This window comes from Microbispora rosea (assembly GCF_900156315.1).
Taxonomy (GTDB): domain Bacteria; phylum Actinomycetota; class Actinomycetes; order Streptosporangiales; family Streptosporangiaceae; genus Microbispora; species Microbispora rosea.
Window position 1 is genome coordinate 18,713 of sequence record NZ_FTNI01000018.1, and the last position, 19,623, is coordinate 38,335.

General features: G+C 69.3%; 17 protein-coding genes and 3 pseudogenes. 11 read left to right on the top strand and 9 right to left on the bottom strand.

The genetic code is table 11. The features are described 5' to 3' along the window. Nucleotides 1–284: 284 nt before the first annotated feature. Nucleotides 285–932 (bottom strand): nitroreductase family protein, encoded by a 648-nt coding sequence (locus BXA11_RS23860; RefSeq protein ID WP_030511273.1) that lies wholly within the window; start codon nucleotides 930–932, stop codon nucleotides 285–287. 59 nt (nucleotides 933–991) lie between these two features. Then, nucleotides 992–1,786 carry an isocitrate lyase/PEP mutase family protein gene (locus tag BXA11_RS23865; protein WP_204053823.1) on the bottom strand — a complete coding sequence of 265 codons (795 nt, stop codon included), beginning with the start codon at nucleotides 1,784–1,786 and terminating at the stop codon, nucleotides 992–994. A gap of 807 nt (nucleotides 1,787–2,593) precedes the next feature. On the opposite strand from BXA11_RS23865, the pseudogene BXA11_RS45440 reads away from it, so the two are divergent. Then, a pseudogene (locus tag BXA11_RS45440) lies at nucleotides 2,594–2,848 on the top strand (GIY-YIG nuclease family protein); the annotation flags it as partial. A 141-nt stretch (nucleotides 2,849–2,989) separates the two neighbouring features. On the opposite strand, the gene BXA11_RS23875 reads toward BXA11_RS45440, so the two are convergent. The 4 genes and pseudogenes from BXA11_RS23875 to BXA11_RS45785 all read right to left on the bottom strand — a co-directional run. Beyond that, on the bottom strand, nucleotides 2,990–3,283 hold the full coding sequence (locus tag BXA11_RS23875) for a DUF1330 domain-containing protein (protein WP_076438022.1): 294 nt from the start codon (nucleotides 3,281–3,283) through the stop codon (nucleotides 2,990–2,992). 33 nt (nucleotides 3,284–3,316) lie between these two features. Beyond that, on the bottom strand, nucleotides 3,317–4,750 hold the full coding sequence (locus tag BXA11_RS23880; RefSeq protein WP_076438025.1) for an MFS transporter: 1,434 nt from the start codon (nucleotides 4,748–4,750) through the stop codon (nucleotides 3,317–3,319). Further along, a complete protein-coding gene (locus BXA11_RS23885) occupies nucleotides 4,747–5,205 on the bottom strand; it encodes a MarR family winged helix-turn-helix transcriptional regulator (protein WP_239105119.1) in 459 nt (152 codons plus the stop codon). Before BXA11_RS23885 ends, BXA11_RS23880 begins: the two co-directional genes overlap by 4 nt. A 107-nt stretch (nucleotides 5,206–5,312) precedes the next feature. Continuing rightward, nucleotides 5,313–5,441: pseudogene (locus BXA11_RS45785) on the bottom strand (IS481 family transposase); the annotation flags it as partial. Nucleotides 5,442–5,445: 4 nt separating this feature from the next. On the opposite strand from BXA11_RS45785, the pseudogene BXA11_RS23890 reads away from it, so the two are divergent. Then, nucleotides 5,446–5,787 (top strand): annotated as a pseudogene (locus BXA11_RS23890) (transposase); the annotation flags it as partial. Here the strand turns inward: BXA11_RS23890 and BXA11_RS23895 are convergent. From BXA11_RS23895 to BXA11_RS23905, 3 genes are all read right to left on the bottom strand, one after another. Next, nucleotides 5,784–6,200 (bottom strand): VOC family protein, encoded by a 417-nt coding sequence (locus tag BXA11_RS23895; RefSeq protein ID WP_076438030.1) that lies wholly within the window; start codon nucleotides 6,198–6,200, stop codon nucleotides 5,784–5,786. The pseudogene BXA11_RS23890 and the gene BXA11_RS23895 sit on opposite strands and share 4 nt — an antisense overlap. 101 nt (nucleotides 6,201–6,301) lie before the next feature. Continuing rightward, entirely contained in the window at nucleotides 6,302–7,357 is a 1,056-nt protein-coding gene (locus BXA11_RS23900) for a zinc-binding dehydrogenase (protein ID WP_239105121.1), read from the bottom strand. 31 nt (nucleotides 7,358–7,388) lie between these two features. After that, complete coding sequence (locus BXA11_RS23905) at nucleotides 7,389–9,530, bottom strand: amidase family protein (RefSeq protein ID WP_076438033.1); 2,142 nt, start codon at nucleotides 9,528–9,530, stop codon at nucleotides 7,389–7,391. 279 nt (nucleotides 9,531–9,809) lie between these two features. Between BXA11_RS23905 and BXA11_RS23910 the strand changes: the two genes are divergently transcribed. The 9 genes from BXA11_RS23910 to BXA11_RS23950 are packed head-to-tail and all read left to right on the top strand — an operon-like array spanning nucleotide 9,810 to nucleotide 19,548. Next, nucleotides 9,810–11,447: an ABC transporter substrate-binding protein gene (locus BXA11_RS23910; RefSeq protein WP_076438035.1), complete on the top strand. Its 1,638-nt coding sequence runs from the start codon at nucleotides 9,810–9,812 to the stop codon at nucleotides 11,445–11,447. Nucleotides 11,448–11,488: 41 nt separating this feature from the next. Next, complete coding sequence (locus tag BXA11_RS23915; RefSeq protein WP_076438038.1) at nucleotides 11,489–12,430, top strand: ABC transporter permease; 942 nt, start codon at nucleotides 11,489–11,491, stop codon at nucleotides 12,428–12,430. Next, nucleotides 12,427–13,290 carry an ABC transporter permease gene (locus tag BXA11_RS23920; protein WP_030511282.1) on the top strand — a complete coding sequence of 288 codons (864 nt, stop codon included), beginning with the start codon at nucleotides 12,427–12,429 and terminating at the stop codon, nucleotides 13,288–13,290. The genes BXA11_RS23915 and BXA11_RS23920 overlap by 4 nt, the downstream gene beginning before the upstream one ends. Further along, on the top strand, nucleotides 13,287–14,303 hold the full coding sequence (locus BXA11_RS23925; RefSeq protein WP_063754694.1) for an ABC transporter ATP-binding protein: 1,017 nt from the start codon (nucleotides 13,287–13,289) through the stop codon (nucleotides 14,301–14,303). Before BXA11_RS23920 ends, BXA11_RS23925 begins: the two co-directional genes overlap by 4 nt. Further along, nucleotides 14,300–15,337: an oligopeptide/dipeptide ABC transporter ATP-binding protein gene (locus BXA11_RS23930; protein WP_076438041.1), complete on the top strand. Its 1,038-nt coding sequence runs from the start codon at nucleotides 14,300–14,302 to the stop codon at nucleotides 15,335–15,337. Before BXA11_RS23925 ends, BXA11_RS23930 begins: the two co-directional genes overlap by 4 nt. Beyond that, the gene (locus BXA11_RS23935) at nucleotides 15,334–16,284 is read left to right on the top strand and encodes a glycosylasparaginase (protein WP_051762446.1); all 951 of its coding nucleotides are present in this window, start codon (nucleotides 15,334–15,336) and stop codon (nucleotides 16,282–16,284) included. The genes BXA11_RS23930 and BXA11_RS23935 overlap by 4 nt, the downstream gene beginning before the upstream one ends. Further along, a complete protein-coding gene (locus tag BXA11_RS23940; protein ID WP_030511286.1) occupies nucleotides 16,281–17,105 on the top strand; it encodes a M55 family metallopeptidase in 825 nt (274 codons plus the stop codon). The genes BXA11_RS23935 and BXA11_RS23940 overlap by 4 nt, the downstream gene beginning before the upstream one ends. Beyond that, nucleotides 17,102–18,358 carry a methylaspartate ammonia-lyase gene (locus BXA11_RS23945; RefSeq protein WP_076438044.1) on the top strand — a complete coding sequence of 419 codons (1,257 nt, stop codon included), beginning with the start codon at nucleotides 17,102–17,104 and terminating at the stop codon, nucleotides 18,356–18,358. Before BXA11_RS23940 ends, BXA11_RS23945 begins: the two co-directional genes overlap by 4 nt. Next, nucleotides 18,358–19,548, top strand: coding sequence for a CaiB/BaiF CoA transferase family protein (locus BXA11_RS23950; RefSeq protein WP_239105122.1), 1,191 nt, complete (start codon nucleotides 18,358–18,360; stop codon nucleotides 19,546–19,548). The genes BXA11_RS23945 and BXA11_RS23950 overlap by 1 nt, the downstream gene beginning before the upstream one ends. The last annotated feature ends 75 nt before the right edge of the window (nucleotides 19,549–19,623 follow it).

Here is a 19,623-nt window from a genome sequence, read left to right on the forward strand (position 1 = left end):
TGAAGAGGTAGGCCGAGACGGCGTACAGCTGTGCGAGCGTGGACTCAAGGCCGTTGGGGGCGTGTTGCTGTCAGGGCTGCTGTCACCTCAGCCATGGTCACTCGGCGGGAAGGCCCGAATCAGGCCTGCGGATGACGGTCTGGCACTGCCGACGACATCGCGCGGGCCGTGATGACCGGCGGCGCCTGCCGCCGAGATGGTTGTCCGAAGTGGGACGACATCGAGGACCGGGATGTCTGCGGTTTGCGTACTTCAACCACGATCGTTCCCGATGCCGGGGATGTTTAGACGAAGGTGAACAGCCGGTCGGCTTCGAAGCGCGAAACCGGGCCGTTGTACACCTTCGCAAGGTCGGGGTAGCCGAGGGCCAGCAGCACTGTCGTGGTGTGTCCGGTTTCACGGATCTTGAACGCCGCGTCGACACTGATCGGGTCGAACCCTTCGAGTGGCGTGGCCTCGACGCCGAGCTCGGCGGCCGCCATCATGGTCAGGCCCAGCACCAAGTAGGTCTGCTTCTCCATCCAGTGGTTCAGGTCCTTGTAGCGGTAGATGCGCATGTTGAGGAAGTCGCGGGTCATCGACTGCCACAGCGCGTTCTTCGCCTGGTCGGGGAACCGACCGTCGGCGGTCTCCTTGTCGAACACCTCTTCGATGTGGCTTTCGGGCAGATCTGCCCGGGTGGTGAGGATGATGGTGTGCGACGAGTTCAGGATCTTCCCGCTGTTGTCTTGGAATCGTTCGCCCAGGTTGGCCGCGAGGCGCTCTTTGGCTTCGGGCGTGGTGAGGACGTAGAAGTGGTTGGGCTGGATGTTCGTCGATGTCGGCGCGGAGCGCAGAAACGTCAGCAGTTGTTGAAGGGTTTCCTCCGGGATGGTCTTGCTCGGGTCGAAATACCTGGTGAGGTGCTTGTTCATGAGCTTGTCGAGGTCCATGTCAACCTGCCTTCTTCTTGCGATCGCTAGGTGAGGAGCGGTGGTTCGGAGGGTTTGGGCTAGTTCGTGCCGCGGGCAAGTAGGTCGCTGATGCGCTCGAAACTGATGCCTGTCGTCGCGGCGGTGAGGTCACCCGCGACGAGCGCCTTGGTGGCCTGTTCGAGTGCTTCCATCGCGTGGGTGTAGAGCGCTGGACCCACGCTGATGCGTTTGACCCCGGCCTTCTGGAGTTCTGCGACGGTCAGCACCTTGTCCGCCGGCGAGATGAGGACGTTGACCGGTGTCGGCGCGACGGCGGTGACGATCGCGACGAGTGCGTCGAGGTCGGGCGGGAAAGGGGCGTAGAGCACATCCGCGCCGACCTCGGCGAAGGCCGTCAGGCGCCGGATGGTGTCGTCGAGATCGGGTCGTCCCTGGATAAAGTTGTCGGTGCGGCCGGTGACGACGATGCGTCCCCTGGCCGCGTTGACGGCGCTACGCATGCGGTTGACGGCATCGTCGAAGTCGCGGATCGGTTGATCGGGATTGCCCGAGGTGTCCTCGATCCCGATACCGGCCAGGCCGGACGCCACGGCGGCTTCCACGGTCGCAGCGACGTCTTCAGGCGTCTCGCCGTAGCCGTCCTCGAAGTCTCCGTTGACGGGCAGCCCGGTGAGCCGGCCGAACAGCCGCGCATGCTCGAGGTGCTCTTCGCGGGTGACTTGGTGACGCCCGTCAAGGCGGCCGAGCGTGCTGGCGAGCGCCACCGACGATGTCGCGATCGCCTCGAAGCCGGCATCGGCCAGCATCAGCGCCGAGAGGCCGTCCCAGGCGTTCGGCATGACAAGGCCACCGTCGCGGGTGTGCAGCGCCATGAATCTCTCATAAAGCTCGGAGCCCGGCATGTCGGAGCCTTTCCTGAGTGATCGTAGAGTCGGTGAGGGGTGCGGCTGCGTGCGCGGACCGCGTGGGTCGTGACACAGCGAATCGACCTCCGCTCGGGGTGCGAGTGGTCCCCATCAAGCCCAAGTCGGCCTCTTGGCGCCACAGAGCTCCGCCGCAGGCCTTACCCGCGTTGGCCGCAACCGGCAGAGGGCGTCGGTCGCGTCGGGCGCTTGGTGAAGTGCATTGCGAGGGGTGACTCCGTCAGCGCCGAGTTCCGGATCTCGTCGCAGCGCATGCAAGAAGGACTATACAGTCCAACTACACGCATGAAGGACTGCACAGTCCAAAACCTGGTAAACCCCGAATGTCGCACTTCACCGCGTCGCCCGGCGTCCCCGGGGCTGACGTGCCGACCGACCGGATCGTGCTCACATTGGACTAAGTAGACCTTTTTCATCAAGCACTTCCAGCACACTCAGGGCACACGACGCGTGACATGAAGGCCTGGTCGAGCGCGGCCCGAGCCCGCTCGAAGGGGGCCGCGCACCACGCCATGGCGGGTCCGTCCAGGTTGACTGGACGGACCCCTTCGACTCCCGTCCGCCCCACCGGACGATGAGCCGGATCGATGAACCGCCGATGCACCGCGACGAGCAGTGAAGGGGCCAGTGGTCAAGCTCCTGGCGAACGGTGATGCGGCGGGGGCGGAGGAGCTGAAGGCGAAGCTGGAAGAGATCGGCGCCGCGGTCGCCGATGTGGAGGCGCGCGAGGCCGACATCCGGGCGGGCTATGTGTCTGTGATCTCCAACGTCGGCGCGTTCGGCGAGAACGTCGTGAAGATCGGCATGACCCGGCGGCTGGAGCCCGAGGACCGGGTGCGTGAGCTGGGGGACGCCTCGGTGCCGTTCAGGTTCGACACCCACGCGCTGATCTTCAGCGACGACGCCGTCTTCCTCGAAGGCCGCCTCCACGACGAACTGCGCGAGCGGCGCGTCAACAAGGTCAGCCCGCGCCGTGAGTTCTTATACGCCACCCCAGCGGAGGACCGCGACCTGCTGGAGAAGATCGTCGGCCAGCGCCGGCAGCCGGCTCACGGCGCTGCACCCGCAGCTGGACGAACCCCGCCACACCAGCGGCCGCACCAGCGAAAACCAAGACGGTGGATCTTCAGTGAAGATCCGACTGGACCTCGGTCAGTCGATGCCTTCGACGATGCGGAAGTCGCGCTCGACGCCGTCGGAGAGGGCGACCAGCGCCTCCTGGTAGGCCGCGCTCTCGTACGCCGCGACGGCCTGCTCGAAGCTGTCGAACTCGACCAGGACGGTGCGCTCGGCGATTCCGGCGTCATGCGCCACGACGCGACCGCCACGGACGAGGGTCCGGCCGCCTCCGGCCTTGACGGCGGGACCGGCCAGCTTGTTGTAAGCAGCCAGCTTCTCAGGGTCTGAAATGGTGCGGTAGACGCTGACCCAGTAGCCCTTGGGCATGGAACCTCCAGTGTTGGAATGAGTGCATCTGACTTACGGGTTGGTCTCGGAGGAGCGTCGGCGGGCGAGAGCGAGGCTTGTCAGCGTCGTGATCGCCATGGCGCCGATGCCGATCAGCGCCGCGGTGGTGTAGGCGCTGTCGTCGGGGAAGAGGTGGCCGGGGCCGGTGCCCGCGGCGAGGATCAGGCCGCCGATGGCGCTGCCCAAGGAGTACCCGACGCTGCGGACGACGTAGTTGAAGCTCATGGCGCTCGACGTCTCGCTCTTGGGGGTGACGGCCAGGATGACGCCGGGCATCGCGGCCGAGAAGCCGCCGACGCCGAAGCCGAGCACGCCCATCGCCGCGAACAGTTCGGCCAGGTCCGACCGGGCCGCCGCGAACAGGGCGAACCCGCCGCCGACCACGATGGCGCTGCCGGCCAGGAGCAGGGGGTCGGCGATCCGCGTACGGACCCGCGGCGTGAGCTTGCCGGCGACGAACCCCAGCACCGAGAACGGGATGAGGACCAGCCCGGCGACGAAGGTCGTCAGCCCGAAGCCGTAGCCGGCGCCGTGCGGCGTCTGCGCGTACCGGGTGATGAGCGTGAGCAGGAGGTACATGCCGATCCCGCCGACGAACATGGCGAGGTTCGCCCCGGCGACCGCCGGGTGCCGCACCGCCCGCACATCGACCAGGGGCGTCGTGCTGCGCAGCTCGATGACGGCCCAGACGCAGAGCAGCACCACCGCGACGACGGCGAGGCCCGTCGCCACGGTGAGGTGCCGGCTCCACAGAGTCCGTTCGCCGGCGAGGAACAGCACCAGGAGCAGCGCAGCGGCCAGGACGACCGCGCCTGCCACGTCCACGTGGGCGGAGCGGCCTTCGGGGGCTTCGGGCATGGAGCGCCACGCGGTCAGGAGGGCTGCGGCGGTGACGACCAGGCCGAGGCCGTAGGCGGCCCGTACCCCGCCGAGCTCGGCGAGCAGTGCGGCCAGCGGGTAGCCGACGCCGGCCCCGATGATCGAGACCACCGAGATCAGGGCGATCACGGCCGCGCTGCGCTCCTCGGGGAGGTGGTCCCGGGCCACGCCCATCATCAGCGCCGTCAGCCCGAGCCCGACGCCCTGGGCCGCCCTGCCGGCCAGCAGCCACGCGAACGGCAGCGGCAGCACGGTGAGCGCGCTGCCTGCGACGACGACCGCCAGCGTGGCGAGGATCGTGGCCCGCCGGTGCGGGCCGGCTCCGAGCCGGCCCAGGACCGGCGTGGCGACGGCGCCGCTGAGCAGCGCGATCGTCAGCGTCCACTGCGCGCTGCCGAGCGAGACGTGGAACGAGGTCGCCACGCTGGTGATGAGCGGCGTCCCGAGGCTGCCGACCGCCGCCACGACCAGAGCGATGAACATCAGGGCGGGGACCAGCAACCGCGCCTCGGAACGCGCCACCGGGAACGCTTTCGCCGCGACCTTGCCGACCGGCTGCCCGGTCACTGTTTCGGCCCTTCGCGGTCCTGGCTTTCGAGCTCTGCCAGATGCTTCAGCGCCGGAAGGGCCGCCACCAGCGCCTCGACCTCGTCGCCGGTGAGTTCGCCGATCAACAGCTCGAACGCGTGGATGCCCGCCTGGCGCCGCGTCCGGACATAGGAGGCGCCGGCCTCGGTCAGGCACACCAGCGTGACCCGCTTGTCGGACGGGTCGCTCCGTCGCTCGACCAGGCCGGACTCCTCCATCACCCGGACCAGGGTGGTCATCGCGGGCTGGGTGACGCCCTCGACCGCGGCCAGATCGGTGATGCGCCGCGGGCCGGTCCGGTCCAGGGTGGCCAGGGTGGCGGCGGACGTCAGGCTCATGTCCCGGGGCAGGCGTCTCGCGGCCCTGGTGGCCAGGCCGTAGAGGGCGGCCCCGATGGCGGCGGACGCTCCAGGAGCGGTGTCTTGACGGCTCATGCTCGAAGCATAGCATTTTTATATTCATAGTTTATGGAAATGGCGGCCAGTCGGTTCAGCGTCGCCCGCAGCGGCTCCAGCTTCTCGTGCAGGCTGGTGAAGCCGATCTCGCGGCGGCGCAGGGCCCTCCCGGTGCGCAGGCAGGCGACCAGTTCCCGTTTGAGCGCTCCTCGCGGATGACACCGGCGGAGTACGCGGACCTTGATGACGCGCCGCTCGGTGCGGGTTGGGGTGCGGCGGCGCCTGCACCTGGTGTGCACTCTCCAAGGACTGCCCGTCGCCTTCGCCCTGACCGGAGCGAAAGCCGACGAGCGCGAGACGCTGCTGGACCTGCTCGACTCCGAACCGGAACTCGTCGCCATCCGGCCGGTACAGACCTTGATCGGCGACAAGACCTACTTCGGCCGCGACTTCGAGCACCACCTGGCCGAGCACGGCATCCGGCTGATGCGGCCGGCCGAACACTTCGTCGGCGTCGTCGCCCGCGTCACGCAGCGCATCCTCACGCTGACTACAGCCATCTGGCACAACGACCAGAGCGGACAGCCCGTCCTGCGCTCACTGACCGCCTACGACCACTAACCCTCCGGGCCGATCGTGTACGTGGACGGTGCCAGCGTGCGCAGGACATCGAACTCGTTGCCCTCGGGATCGGCCATGACCACCCAGCTCCGGCCGGAGCCCTGCCCCACGTCCACCTTGGCGGCGCCGAGGCCGAGCAGCCTGGCCACCTCCTCGTCGGTACCGCCGTCGATCGGGCTGACGTCGAGGTGGAGCCGGTTCTTCACGGTCTTGCCCTCGGGCACCCGAATGAACACCAGAGTGGGCGGCATCTGGCGGGCCCTGACCTCCTCGACGGTCGGCTCCCAGGAGCCGATCTCGACCTTGCCCTCGCTACGGTCGATCACCTTGAAGTCCAGGACCGCGCACCAGAAGGCCGCGAGCCGCTCCGGATCGTGGCAGTCGACAACCAACTCGGTGAACCTACTGGTCATGACTCCCCCAACAGTGCGGACGGGGGCTCAGCCTATGAGGCCGTGCCACCCGTCCGGCAAGTCCGGGATCGCTACGACCACTAACCCTTGGGATCGATCATCTAGAGGTCGCCGGTGGTGAGCATGATTTTGATCGACTCTCGGGAGGCCATCGCGGCGTAGCCCTGCGCCACGTTCTCCAGCGGGAGGACGGTGTCGAACACGGGGCCGGGATCCAGGGTCCCGGCCGTGATGCGCGAGATCAGGTCGGGGAGATACCGGCGTACGGGGGCGATCCCGAGGTTCAGGCTCAGATTGTGGACGAGCGGCTGGAACAGCGGCAGCGTCGGCGCCGTGTGCGGCACGCCCACGGCGCCGATGGAACCGCCGTCCCGGGCCATGCCGACCGCCATGGCCCAGGACTCCGGCGTTCCGACCGCCTCGATCACATGCCGCACCCCGAGGCCGCCGGTCCGCTCGCGTACCGCCGCGACGCCTTCCTCGCCCCGCTCGGCGATGACGTCGGTCGCTCCGAAGGACTTGCCGACGGCGGCACGGTCCGCGTGGCGGCTCATCAGGAAGATCCGCTCGGCCCCGAGGATGGCCTTCGCCCCCAGCACCGCGCACAGCCCGACGGCTCCGTCGCCGATGACGGCCACTGTGGACCCCTCGGCGACACCCGCCATGACGGCTCCGTGCAGACCGGTGCCCATCACGTCCGAGGCGGACAGCAGCGCGGCGTACACCGACTCGTCGACACCGATCGGACCGCCGGGCACCTTCACCAGCGTTCCGTCGGCCCATGGCACCCGGACCGCCTGGCCCTGGCCGCCGTCGGCGCCGGGTGCGCCGAAGGTGCCGCCCCTCTCGCACGAGGACTGGATTCCGTCCAGGCAGGCGGGGCAGGTGTTGTCGGACCACGTGAAGGGCGCGACGACCAGGTCGCCGGGGCGGACGGCGCGGACCTCGCTGCCGACCTCCTCCACGATGCCGATGAACTCGTGGCCCAGCCGGGACCGCTCCGCACGGGTGATGACGCCCCGGTAGGACCACAGGTCCGAGCCGCAGACGGCGGCGCGCAGAACACGCACGACGGCGTCGGTCGGCTCGGACAACGCGGGGTCGGGCACGTCCTCGACGACGACGTGGCCGGCGGACATGTAGAGGGCGGCGCGCAAGGGGATTCCTTCGTGGGGTCGGTTCGATCAGTTAAAAGGCCGGCCTGCGGACGTCCACGGCGAGCGTCGACTCGACGTGGGCGGCCACGGCCAGCAGTTCCATGTCGGTGCCCGGCGGGGACGACAGCTGGAGTCCGATCGGGAGGCCGTCGGCGCTCCAGCCGCAGGGCAGCACCAGGGCCGGGGCTCCGGTGAGGTTGTAGATGCCGGTGAACAGACCCTCCGCGGCCCCCTCCGGCGTGTCCACGGGAGGCGTCGTGACGGGCGCGACGAAGGGCGCGGCGGGAGTCAGCAGGACGTCGATCCCCGCGTAGACCTCGGTCGCCGCGGGCAGCAGTCGCTCCCGTACGGCGAGGGCCTTCCGGTAGTCGGCCTCGCTCACCCCGGAGCCGGAACTCAGCAGCCGCAGGGTCTCCGGCCCGTAGTGGCCGGGATCCGCGCTCACCCGCGCCCCGTGCACCTGCCACGCCTCGTACAGCAGGATGTGAGGGAAGGCCGCGTCGAGCTCGTGGAAGACCGAGCCGTCCACCTCGACGACGGAGTCGCCGGCGTTGCGGAGGATGTCCAGCGCTGCCCTGACCGCGGCGGCCACCTCCGGCTGGACCTCGGCGCGCTCCAGCAGGCCGGGGAGCACTCCCACCCGGATATCGGCACCGGATCGCGTCACGGGACGGTCGCCGGTGAGAGCCGAGAAGACGGTGGTCGTGGTCGCGACGTCGCGGGCGAGCAGCCCCACGTGGTCGAGTGTAGGGGCGAGCGGCTCGACGCCGTCGAGTGGCAGCGCGCCGTAGCTGGGCTTGAATCCGACCGTGGCGCAGTAGTGGGCCGGGATCCGGATGGAGCCGCCCGTGTCGGTGCCCAGCGCCGCCGGGCATACGCCGGCGCCGACCAGGGCGGCCGATCCTCCGCTGGACCCGCCGGCCGTGCGCCCGGGGTTGTAGGGGTTCATCGCCTCCCGCACCTCCGGGTGGACCGCGCCGGCCGCGTACTCCAGCAGCGAGGTCGCCGCGAAGACGTCCGCACCGGCCGCGCGCAGCGCCTGGACGACCGGGGCGTCGGCGGCGGCCGGCTCGGCGCGCATCGACAGGGGATTGCCGTTGCCGCGCGGGTGTCCGGCGATGTCGATCATGTCCTTGACGGCGACCGGCACGCCGTGCAGGGGTCCCTCGGGCGCGCGCGGCGGCGCGGGGAACAGCGTGACCACGGCGTCGAGCGGCCGGCCGAGTCGTTCGGCTCGTTCGTACGCCGCGAGCAGCCGCAGGTTCGCGACCTCGCAGGTGCGTTCGCCCCGCTCGATCGCCTTGATCAGCTGGCCGGTGTAGGTGGTCAGCGGCCCTGAGAGGTCGTGCAGCAGGTCGTCGACCTCGGTCTTGCGCCTGCGGACCATCAGGTCGCGGTAGATGCCGCTGTGGGACTTGGCGCTGTTGCGGTTGAACGTGACGAGCCGGTCGAGCGAGCCCTCGAGATCGTCAGGGTCGAAGCCGTCGAACCCCTCGGGCTTCACCGGCGCCTGCGCGAGCACCTCCCTGGCGATGCCGAGCATGAGCGGCCGCCACTCGGGCGCCTCCAGGGAGTCGGCGATGGACAGGTCGGAGACCGCGCCCGCGTAGAGCATCGCACCGTAGGCCTCCTTGCCCCAGAGGAAGCCCATGATGTTGCCGGTGGCCTCGGCGTAGGGCAGGGCCTCGACGAGCTCGCGGACCCGCGGTGTGATCTCACCGCCGGTCGGCTCGCCGACCCGGAAGGTGCCGATGTTGCCCTGCATGATCCGGCCCGGGCCCAGTACGTCCGCCCCGAAGTTCACGAAGCTCACGAGGAGCCGGTGGGCGCCGACGACGGCGGAGAGCCGGTCGGCGGTCAGGCCGTTCTGGAAGCTGACCAGGTATCCGTCGGGAGTGAGCCGATCACGCACGAGCTCCGCGGCCTGGTCGGTGTGATGGCTTTTGACCGCGATCGCGACGTGGTGCAGGCGTTCCGGCAGACCATCGGGGGTGACCGCCCGCGCCCTCACCGTGAAGTTCTCGACGGGCCCCTCGATGGACAGGCCGTCGCGGTTGATGGCCTGGACGTGCGCGGGGTCGGCGTCGCACAGGAGCACGTCGTGGCCGGCGCGGATCATGTGCGCGCCGATCGTGCCGCCGATCGCGCCCGCGCCGATGATCGTCAGTTGCATGAGAGGCCGCCTGGTTTGGGAGTGATTGGGGGGCTTTGCCGTTGGACACTACCTGAACCGATTTGAATGCTCTAGTCTGCATCTGCTGGTGAAGTCGGGACGGCGACCTTACGTATGACAGCTGATCGACGCGTAACCTTTACGAAACGTCGTGATGCTCCAATACTTCGTCGCGGGCCGATCTGATCCTCCGTCGGACCCCTGAAGGCCCTTGCTGAGGCCCCTTTTTCGTCCATAGAGACCCCTGCGCACCACCGCGACATCTCGTGAAGGATAGGCATGTCTGACCACAGCACTGACGCATCGGCCCCATCGGCCTCACAGATCTTCGCCGGCCTCAGGGTCCCCGACATCAGCCGGCGCCGGATGCTCCAACTCGGCGCGCTCGGCATCGGGGCGTTCGCGTCCGCGCCGCTGCTGGCAGCCTGCGGATCGTCATCGGACACCTCCACCGGCGCCTCGTCCGGCGCCGCCAAGAAGGGGGGAGATCTGGTCATCGTCCGTGACCACGACGCGGTGAACATGGACAAGACGACGGTGTTCAGCAACGCCTCGATCTGGACCTACGCACAGATCTACGAGCCGCTGGTGGCCATGACGGAGGACGGCCTGGGGGTGAAGCCCTGGCTCGCGGAGAGCTACGAGATGTCGCCCGACAACAAGTCGTGCACGCTGAAGCTCAGGAAGGGCGTGAAGTTCCACAACGGCCAGCCCATGACCTCGGCGGACGTGAAGTTCTCCATCGACGAGTCGAGCAAGACCAAGGGCGGCTGGGAGTTCATCAACTCCGCGATCAAGGAGGTGACCACGCCGGACGAGTACACCGTCGTGGTGACCACCAAGTATCCGTGGGCGCCGTTGCTGGCCGACCTGAGCTGCCCGAACAACGGAATCATCCCCAAGGACTACGCGGGCAAGACCAAGGACGAGTTCTACGCCAACCCGATCGGGACCGGCCCGTTCGTGTGGGGCACCTGGCAGAAGGGCAGTGCCCTCACGCTGAAGAAGAACCCCTCGTACTGGCAGTCGGGCAAGCCGTACCTGGACTCGGTCACCTGGAAGGTGGTCGCGGACAGCAACGCCCGCGCGATCCAGCTGCAGGGCGGGCAGGCGCACATCAACGAGAGCCCGCCGTTCTCCAGCCTCGCCCAGCTCAAGAACACGCCGAACCTGAAGGTCGACCTGTTCCCGTCCACCAGGACGGACTACATCATGATGAACCAGCACAAGAAGCCGTACGACGACGTGCACGTGCGCCGCGCCATCTCCTATGCCATCGACCGGGAGGCGCTGGTCAAGACCATCCTGTTCGGCAACGGCACCCCGGCGAACTCGTTCCTGATGCCGTCCACGCCGTTCTACGACAAGAACTGCCCCGGCATCCAGTACGACATGAACAAGGCCCGGGAGGAGCTGCGTCAGTCGAGCGTGCCGAACGGCTTCACCACAACGTGGCTCGCCATGTCGGGCGACGCGGTGGACGCGGCGATCGCGCAGGTCCTGCAGGCGTCGCTGAAGGAGCTCGGCATCACGATGAACATCCAGAACGTGGACCCGAGCGCGCAGCACGACATGACCGGCAAGCTGGATTACGAGATCGCGCACTCGTACTGGACGATGGACCTGGCCGACCCCGACGAGCTGGCGCAGTTCGCCCTCGATCCCAGTTCCGGCGGGCACTCCTTCGACACCGGCTTCAACGACCCGGAGATCATGGATCTGGTCCACCAGGCGCAGAAGGAGTTCGACAAGACCAAGCGCCAGGCGCTGTACAGCGAGCTCCAGGCGAAGGCCGCCGAGTCCGCGTTCCTCGCGTTCCTGTTCTACACGCCCTTCCCGTACGCGACGGCGAGCACCGTGAAGGGCTTCAAGGTCCTGCCGACCGGGTCCTACCACATGGAAGACGTCTCGCTCTGAGCACGGCCGATGCGGACTGAGAACTTGGAGCGAGAGCAACGATGAGGTATCTCGTCTACGTCCTGAAACGGGTGGTGTCGCTGATCCCGGTGCTGCTCGGGATCTCGTTCATCGTCTTCTTCCTGATCCGGCTGATCCCGGGAGACCCGGCGGCGACCTTGCTCGGCGTGCACGCCACCCCGGAGGCGGTCAAGGAACTGCGCGATCAGATGGGGCTCGAGAAGCCACTGCTGAGCCAGTATCTGACGTTCCTGGGCCACCTGCTGCAGGGCAACCTTGGATTCTCCTACGTGTACAACAGCTCGGTCCTGGGACTGATCGGGACCAGCCTGCCGGTGACGATCTGGCTGCTGGTCTCGGGCACCTTCTTCACGCTGCTGATCGCCGTACCGCTGGCCGTCCTGGCCGCGGCGCGGCGCAACGGGGTGGCCGACAACATCATCCGGGCGGTGCCGGTCGTGGGTCTGGGGTTGCCGGCGTTCTTGCTGGGCATCGTGCTCATCCTGGTCTTCGGGCTGAAACTGGGCTGGTTCCCGGTCGGAGGGTACGGCGACAGCCTGGCCGAGCATCTGCGCGGCATCGTGCTGCCGGGCGTCACGGTCGCCCTGACGCTCGCGCCGATCGTGATCCGCAGCCTGCGCGCCAGCATGATCGAGGTGCTGAGCAGCGACTACATCGTGACGGCGCACAGCAAGGGGATCAGCACCGCGCGGGTGGTGCTCGGACACGCCCTGCGCAACGCCGCCGTCTCGTCCGTCACCGTCCTGGGCGTCAACATCGCCTATCTCACGGGATCGACGCTGGTGGTCGAACGGGTCTTCTCGCTCCCGGGCATCGGACAGCAGATGATCAATTCCATTTTCGGAAGGGACTTCCCCACCGTGCAGGGAATCACTCTGGTCTTCGCGATCATGGTCGTCGTCGTGAACCTGTTGACCGACGTGGCGCACTCCGCCCTCGATCCCCGGGTCCAGCTCACATGAGCGCGGTCGCCACCGCGGGCCCCGCCGCGCCGGCGGGTTCCGGCGGCCGCCGCCGGCGTGGCCGGTGGAACGCGCCGCTCGTCGCCGGGCTGATCCTGTTCGGCCTGATCGTCGCCCTCGCGCTCTGCGCGCCCCTGCTGACGAGCCAGGACCCGATCAAGCAGAACCTCCAGGCCGCCTTCCTCGACCCGGGCGCGAAGGGCCACCTGCTCGGCACCGACGCGCTCGGGCGCGACGTGCTGGCCCGGCTGCTCTACGGAGCCCGCGTCGACCTGCGGGTCGGCGTGGTGGCGGTCATCTCGCCGCTGATCATCGGCAGCCTGATCGGGCTGGTCGCCGGATGGTTCGGCGGATGGGTGGACGCCGTCATCGGCCGGATCGTGGACATGGTGATCGCGTTCCCGTTCCTGGTCCTGGTCATCGCGCTGGTCTTCGCGATGGGGCCGGGGACGACCAGCATCTACGTCGCGGTCACCCTCGTCGGGTGGGTGGCGTACTGCCGCATCGTCCGCGGTCAGGTCCTGGTCGCCAAGGAGCAGGAGTACGCCATGGCGGCGCGGGCCAGCGGGCTGCCGACGTGGCGGATCCTGCTCCGGCACCTGCTGCCGAACGTCGTCCTGCAGGCGATCATCTTCTCGATGAGCGACATCGTGCTCACCCTGCTGGCGATCGTGACCCTCGGCTTCCTCGGCCTCGGCGTGCCGCCGCCGACCCCCGACTGGGGAACCATGATCCAGGAAGGTCAGCAGTTCATCTTGACCAAGTGGTACATGGCCACGATCCCGGGCCTGGCCGTCGTCGTCACGGGACTCGCGCTGGCGCTGATCGCGGACGGCATCGTGGAGAAGGCGAACCAATGACCCCTCCGCTGCTCGAGGTGCACGACCTGCACGTCGACATCCCCATGCCGCACGCACGGCTGCACGCGGTCCGCGGCGTGTCCCTCACGGTGGGCGCGGCCGAGTCGGTGGGGCTGGTCGGCGAGTCCGGCTCGGGCAAGAGCCTCACCCTGCGCGCGCTGCTCGGACTGCTGCCCCGCCCGGCGCGGATCGTCTCGGGAACCATCCTCATCGACGGCGAGGACGTCACCGGGCTGCCGGCCAAGCGACTGCGGCGCCGGCTGGCCGACACGATGAGCATGATCTTCCAGGACTCGCTGACGGCGCTGAACCCGGTCATGCGCGTGGGCGACCAGATCGCCGAGGCACCGCTGCGCAGGCTCGGCAAGTCGCGCGGCGAGGCCAGGGCGATCGCCGTCGACCTCATGAGAGAGGTCGGGATAGCCGATCCCGAGCGCCGGTACGAGCTGTATCCGCACCAGCTGTCCGGCGGCATGCGCCAGCGTGTCTGCATCGCGATCGCGCTGTCCACCAAGCCCCGGCTCATCCTCGCCGACGAGCCGACCACGGCCCTGGACGTGACGATCCAGGCCCAGGTCCTCGGCGTCCTGCGGCAGCTCAAGCAGGAGGAGCACGTCGGCCTGCTGCTGGTCAGCCACGACCTGGCCGTGGTCAGCCAGACCTGCTCGCGGCTGTACGTCATGTACGCCGGCAAGGTCGTCGAGTCCGGCGACCTGGTCGACCTGGTGACCGAGCCCCGGCATCCGTACACCTTCTCCCTGCTCCGGTCGGTGCCCGACCCGGACCGGCGCGTGGCCCGGCTGCTGACCATCCACGGCCGGCCGCCCGACCTCACCCAGCCTCTGACCGGCTGCTCCTTCGCTCCCCGATGCCCGTTCGCCGAGGACGCCTGCCGAGTGGGAGAGCCGGAGCCGGTGCCTGCCGGAACGGGGAGACTGAGCGCCTGCCGGCGCGTGGACACGGCGGAGCGGTGGACTGCGATGGCCGAGGAAGAAGCGGGGAGCACGCGGTGACGGCGGCTGACGAGATTCTCTCGATCGAGGGCCTGGCCCGGCACTTCAGCCCTCCCGTGTCGGTGACCGACCGGCTCTTCGGGAAGAAGCCGGTGGTGAACCGCGCCGTCGACGGCGTGGACCTGGTGCTGCACAAGGGGGAGACGCTGGGCCTCGTCGGCGAGTCGGGCTGCGGCAAGTCGACCCTCGCGCGCACCATCGTCGGCCTGTACCGCCCCACGACGGGCACGATCAACTACGAGGGCGAGGTCCTGCCGGAGAAACGCACCCGGGCACAGCAGCGCGCGATCCAGATGGTCTTCCAGGACCCCTACAGCTCGCTGAACCCGCGGATGACGGTCGGGCAGATGCTCTCGGAGCTGCTCCGGTTCCACAAGCTGGTCCCGCGGAACAGGGTGGACGCGCGCAACCGCGAGCTGATGCACCTGGTCGGCCTGCCGGAAAGCGCGCTGGGCCAGCGCCCGCGGCAGTTCTCGGGCGGGCAGCGGCAGCGCGTCGGCATCGCGCGGGCGCTCGCGCTGGAGCCGGCCGTGCTGGTGGCGGACGAACCGGTGTCCGCTCTCGACGTGTCGGTCCAGGCCACCATCATCAACCTGCTGGCCGACCTCAAGGAGACGCTCCACCTGTCGGTCATCTTCGTCTCGCACAACATGGCGGTGGTGCGGCAGATCTGCGAACGCACCGCCGTGATGTACCGGGGCCGCATCGTCGAGACCGGGGCCACCGCCACCCTGTTCGACGATCCGGCGCATCCGTACACCAGGCTGCTCATCGGCTCGGTTCCCCGCCTGGTCGGCGCGCGGGGCCCGGTGGAGGCGGAGGCGGAGCAGACCGGCGACCTCGGTCCCGTGCGGGAGGAGGTCGCGCGGTCCGCGGCGCGCGACGGGACCCAGCCCTGCCGCTTCGCGGACCGGTGCCCGTCGGTCGTCGCCGCGTGCGCCGCCGAGCCGCCGCTGCTCGCCGATCCCCGCGACGCACGCAGGCGCGCCGCCTGCGTGCACATTTCCCACCACCCTGAAGGAGTGATCGCGTGAGCGGTCCGATCGTCATCGGCAGCGAGCGGAGCGAGGCCGGCCTGCCCGCCGCCATGGAGACACTCGCTCGCGGCGGCTCCGCCCTGGACGCGGTCGAGGCCGGTCTGCGCAGGTGCGAGGACAACCTGGACGACCACTACGTGGGGACCGGCGGGCTGCCGAACGCCCAGGGTGTGGTGGAGCTCGACGCGTCGGTGATGGTCGGCTCGACGAGGGCCTTCGGCGCCGTCGGCGCGGTGAAGGGATTCCCCAACCCCGTCTCCATCGCCCGGGCCGTCCTGGAGCGGCTGCCCCAGCACAGCCTCCTCGTCGGCGAGGGCGCCGAGCTGTTCGCCGAGGAGAACGGATTCGCCCGCGCGGAGCTGCTGACCGAGGAGTCCAAGAAGCTGTTCCTGTCGGCACTCCAGCCCTCGGACGAGTCCGTCGAAGGCGAGCGGACCGCGGCGCAGGCCGGCGACGAGCTGTACCGCCGGACCGCGCTCGAACTCGTCAACCGCTTCGCCCCGCACGACGGGCCCTGGGGGACCATCAACATCATCGCCCTCGACGCCTCAGGTGAGCTCGTCGTGGGCGTGTCCACCAGCGGCTACCCCTGGAAGTACCCGGGGCGCATCGGGGACTCCGCCGTTCCGGGCGCGGGAAACTACGCCGACGCGCGGTACGGAGGCGCCGCCTGCACGGGCCGGGGAGAGCTGAGCATGCGGGTCCTCGGCGCCCGGGGCATCGTCGCGGACATCGCGCGCGGGCTCGACCCCTCGGCGGCGTGCCTGGCGATGCTCGCCGATGCGGCCACCCTGCCCGACGAGTTCCGTGCCGAGCTGCGCTGTCTCGCCCTCACGCCGGACGGCCGGCACGGCGCGGCGGCGGGACAGGCCGGCTCGTACTACGTGGTGATGACCGAGAGCTCGACCGGACCGGAGTCCCACCCGAGGAGCGTGCTGTCGTGAAGATCTTCATCTCCTCCGACATGGAGGGGACCGCCGGCGTGGTGGACTGGGACCAGTGCGTCATCGGCGGGTCGCAGTATCCGTACTACACCGAGCTGCTGACGGGGGAGATCAACGCCGCCATCGAGGGCGCGATGCGGGCGGGCGCCACGGAGTTCCTGGTGAACGACGCGCACTCGAAGATGGCGAACCTGAAACCGGACGCACTCGCCGGACGTGCCGGCTATCTGTCCGGCCGGTACAAGCCGATGTACATGATGCAAGGGCTCGACCCGAGCTTCGACGCGATCTTCCTGGTCTCGTATCACGGATCGATGGGCAGCAGGGGCTCGGTCCTGTCGCACACCTACTTCCCGCTGGCGTTCGCCGAGGTGACGATCAACGGCGTCGTCGCCGGTGAGGCGGGCATCAACGCGCTCGTGGCGGCCGCATACCGGGTGCCGATCGTGCTGGTCACCGGCGACGCGACGACCGCCGAGGAGACCGAGCGGTTCTGCCCGGGAATCAAGGCCGCGGTCGTGAAGCGGTCGGTGTCCCGGTTCTCCGCCGAGGCGTTGCACCCGGAGGCCGCGAGGGACCTGATCCGGGAGCGGGCGCGCGAGGCCGTCGAGCACCTGCCGGGCGCGGCGCCGCCGTCCATCGGCCTCCCCGTCACGCTCGGCATGTCCTTCCGCAGCAGCGACTACTGCGAGCTGGCCGCCAGGATCGCCGGAGTCGAGCGGACCGGGGACCTGTCGGCGGTCATCGTCGGAGACGACCCGCTGTGGATCTATCAGACGTTCATCACGGTCGTGCTGCTGTGCCGGGGGCTGGTCGAATGAAGATAGTCGACGTGCTCACACAGCCGGTTCGCACCGGCTTCTTCGCCGACGACCAGGCGGCGATCAGGGCCGGTGCGGAGCACGACGGCTTCGCCTACGCGGGCGCCCCGATCACGCCCGGGTTCTCCGCCATCCGGCAGGCGGGCGAGGCGCTGTCGGTCCTGCTGCTCCTCGAAGACGGCTCCGTGGCCCACGGCGACTGCGCGGCGGTGCAGTACAGCGGTGCCGGTGGCCGCGACCCGCTCTTCAGCGCCGCGGCGGCCCGCCGGGACGTCGAGGAGCACCTCGTCCCGATGCTGGCCGGGACGGAGCTCGGCTCGTTCCGCGAGCTGGCCGGGCGGGTGGACGCATGCCGTACGACCTCCGGCCCGTTGCACACGGCCATCCGGTACGGCGTGACGCAGGCGGTGCTCGACGCCGTCGCGCAGAGCCGGCGGCTCACCATGGCCGAGGTCGTGCGTGACGAATACGCGACCGGCGTCGATCTGGAACCGGTGCCGATGTTCGCGCAGACCGGCGACGACCGGTATGCCAACGCGGAGAAGATGATCCTCAAACAGGTGGACGTCCTGCCGCACGCCCTGATCAACAACGTCGACACCAAGCTGGGCCGGGGCGGCGAACTCCTCGAGGACTACCTGCGGTGGCTGGTGAAGAGGATCGGGGAGCTGCGCCCGGACAGCGCGTACACGCCCCGGTTGCACGTCGACACCTACGGCACCGTGGGCCTCGCCTTCGACGGCGACGTCGACGCGGTCGCCGCCTATCTCGCCCGTCTCGGGGACATCGCGGCCCCGTACGAGCTGGTGGTCGAGCATCCCGTCGACGCCGGGAGCCGGGAGGCCCAGATCGAGACGTACGTCCGGCTGCGGTCCGCCCTGCGGCGGATGAACGCACGGGTGAAGATCGCCGTCGACGAGTGGTGCAACACCCTTGAGGACATCGAGATGTTCGTCGACCGGGGCGCGGCCGACGTGATCCACGTCAAGACACCGGACCTCGGCGGCATCAACAACACGATCGAGGCGCTGCTGCTGGTGCGCGACCGCGGACTTGTCGCGTACTGCGGTGGCACGTGCAACGAGACGGACCGCTCGGCGCAGGTCACCGCCAACGTCGCCATGGCCTGCGGCGCGGGACAGGTGCTGGCCAAGCCCGGCATGGGAGTGGACGAGGGACTGATGATCGTGGGAAACGAGATGGCACGGGTGGCGGCGATCGCCGCGGCACGCCGAGAGCCGGTCCTGCCGTGATGCCGCTGGAGGATGTCAGGATCATCGCGATCGAGCAGTACGGCGCGGGGCCGTTCGGGAGCGTGCATCTGGCGGACCTGGGAGCCGAGGTCATCAAGATCGAGGACCCGTCGACCGGCGGTGACATCGGGAGGTACGTCGTTCCCGAGCAGCACGGCGAGGACAGCCTGTTCTTCGAGACCTTCAACCGCAACAAGCGCAGCCTCAGCCTCGACATCTCCACGCCCGAGGGCCGCGCCGTGTTCGAGGACCTGGTCAAGGTCAGCGACGTGGTGCACTCGAACCTGCGGGGGGACGTCCCGGCCAAGCTGAGGATCCGCTACGACGACCTCAAGCATCTCAACCCGGCGATCGTGTGCAGTTCGCTCAGCGGGTTCGGCATGACCGGGCCGCGCAGCGCCGAACCCGGGTACGACTACGTGCTGCAGGGCATGGCCGGCTGGATGGACCTCACCGGCGAGCCCGGCGGACCGCCCACCAAGTCCGGGCTGTCGCTCGTGGACTACTCGGGCGGGCTGGTGGCGGCGGCATCCATCCTGGCCGCGCTGCACGCCGCGCGGCGCGACGGTGTCGGCTCCGACTGCGACGTCAGCCTGTTCGACACGGCGATCTCGATGCTGACCTACCCGGCCGCCTGGCAGCTCAACGGCGACTTCGAGCCCAGGCGCACCCACCACTCCGCTCATCCGTCACTCGTCCCCTTCCAGGCCTTCCCGACGGGAGACGGCTGGCTGGTGGTCGCCTGCCCGAAGGAGAAGTTCTTCCGCCGGCTCGCCGGGGCCCTCGGGCATCCGGAGTGGCCGGACGACCCCCGGTACCGGGACTTCGCCGCCCGGCGGGAGAACGCCGAGGCCCTGCTGGCCGAGCTCGAGGCGGTGTTCGCCACCGGCACGAGCGAGCACTGGCTGGGCCTGTTGCGGTCGGCCGGGGTGCCGTGCGGGCCGGTGAACACCGTGGCGCAGGCCCTGCGGGATCCGCACACCGTCGCCCGGGGCATGGTCGTCGAGACCGAACATCCCTATTTCGGGACCGTGCGGCAGGTCGCGAGCCCGCTGCGGGTGGGTGCGGAACAACGCGCCCACGCGCGTGCTCCCCGGCGCGACGAGGACGCCGGCTATGTCCTGGGCGAGGTGCTCGGATACGACGCGGAACGCATCGAGCGGCTGCGCGCCGCCGATCGCCGGGGCTGAGGCCTCCCAGATGGCCACGCCGCCGCGAGGTCCGTGACCCGCCCCCGAAAACGCCTACGGGCGCACGGACCCCCA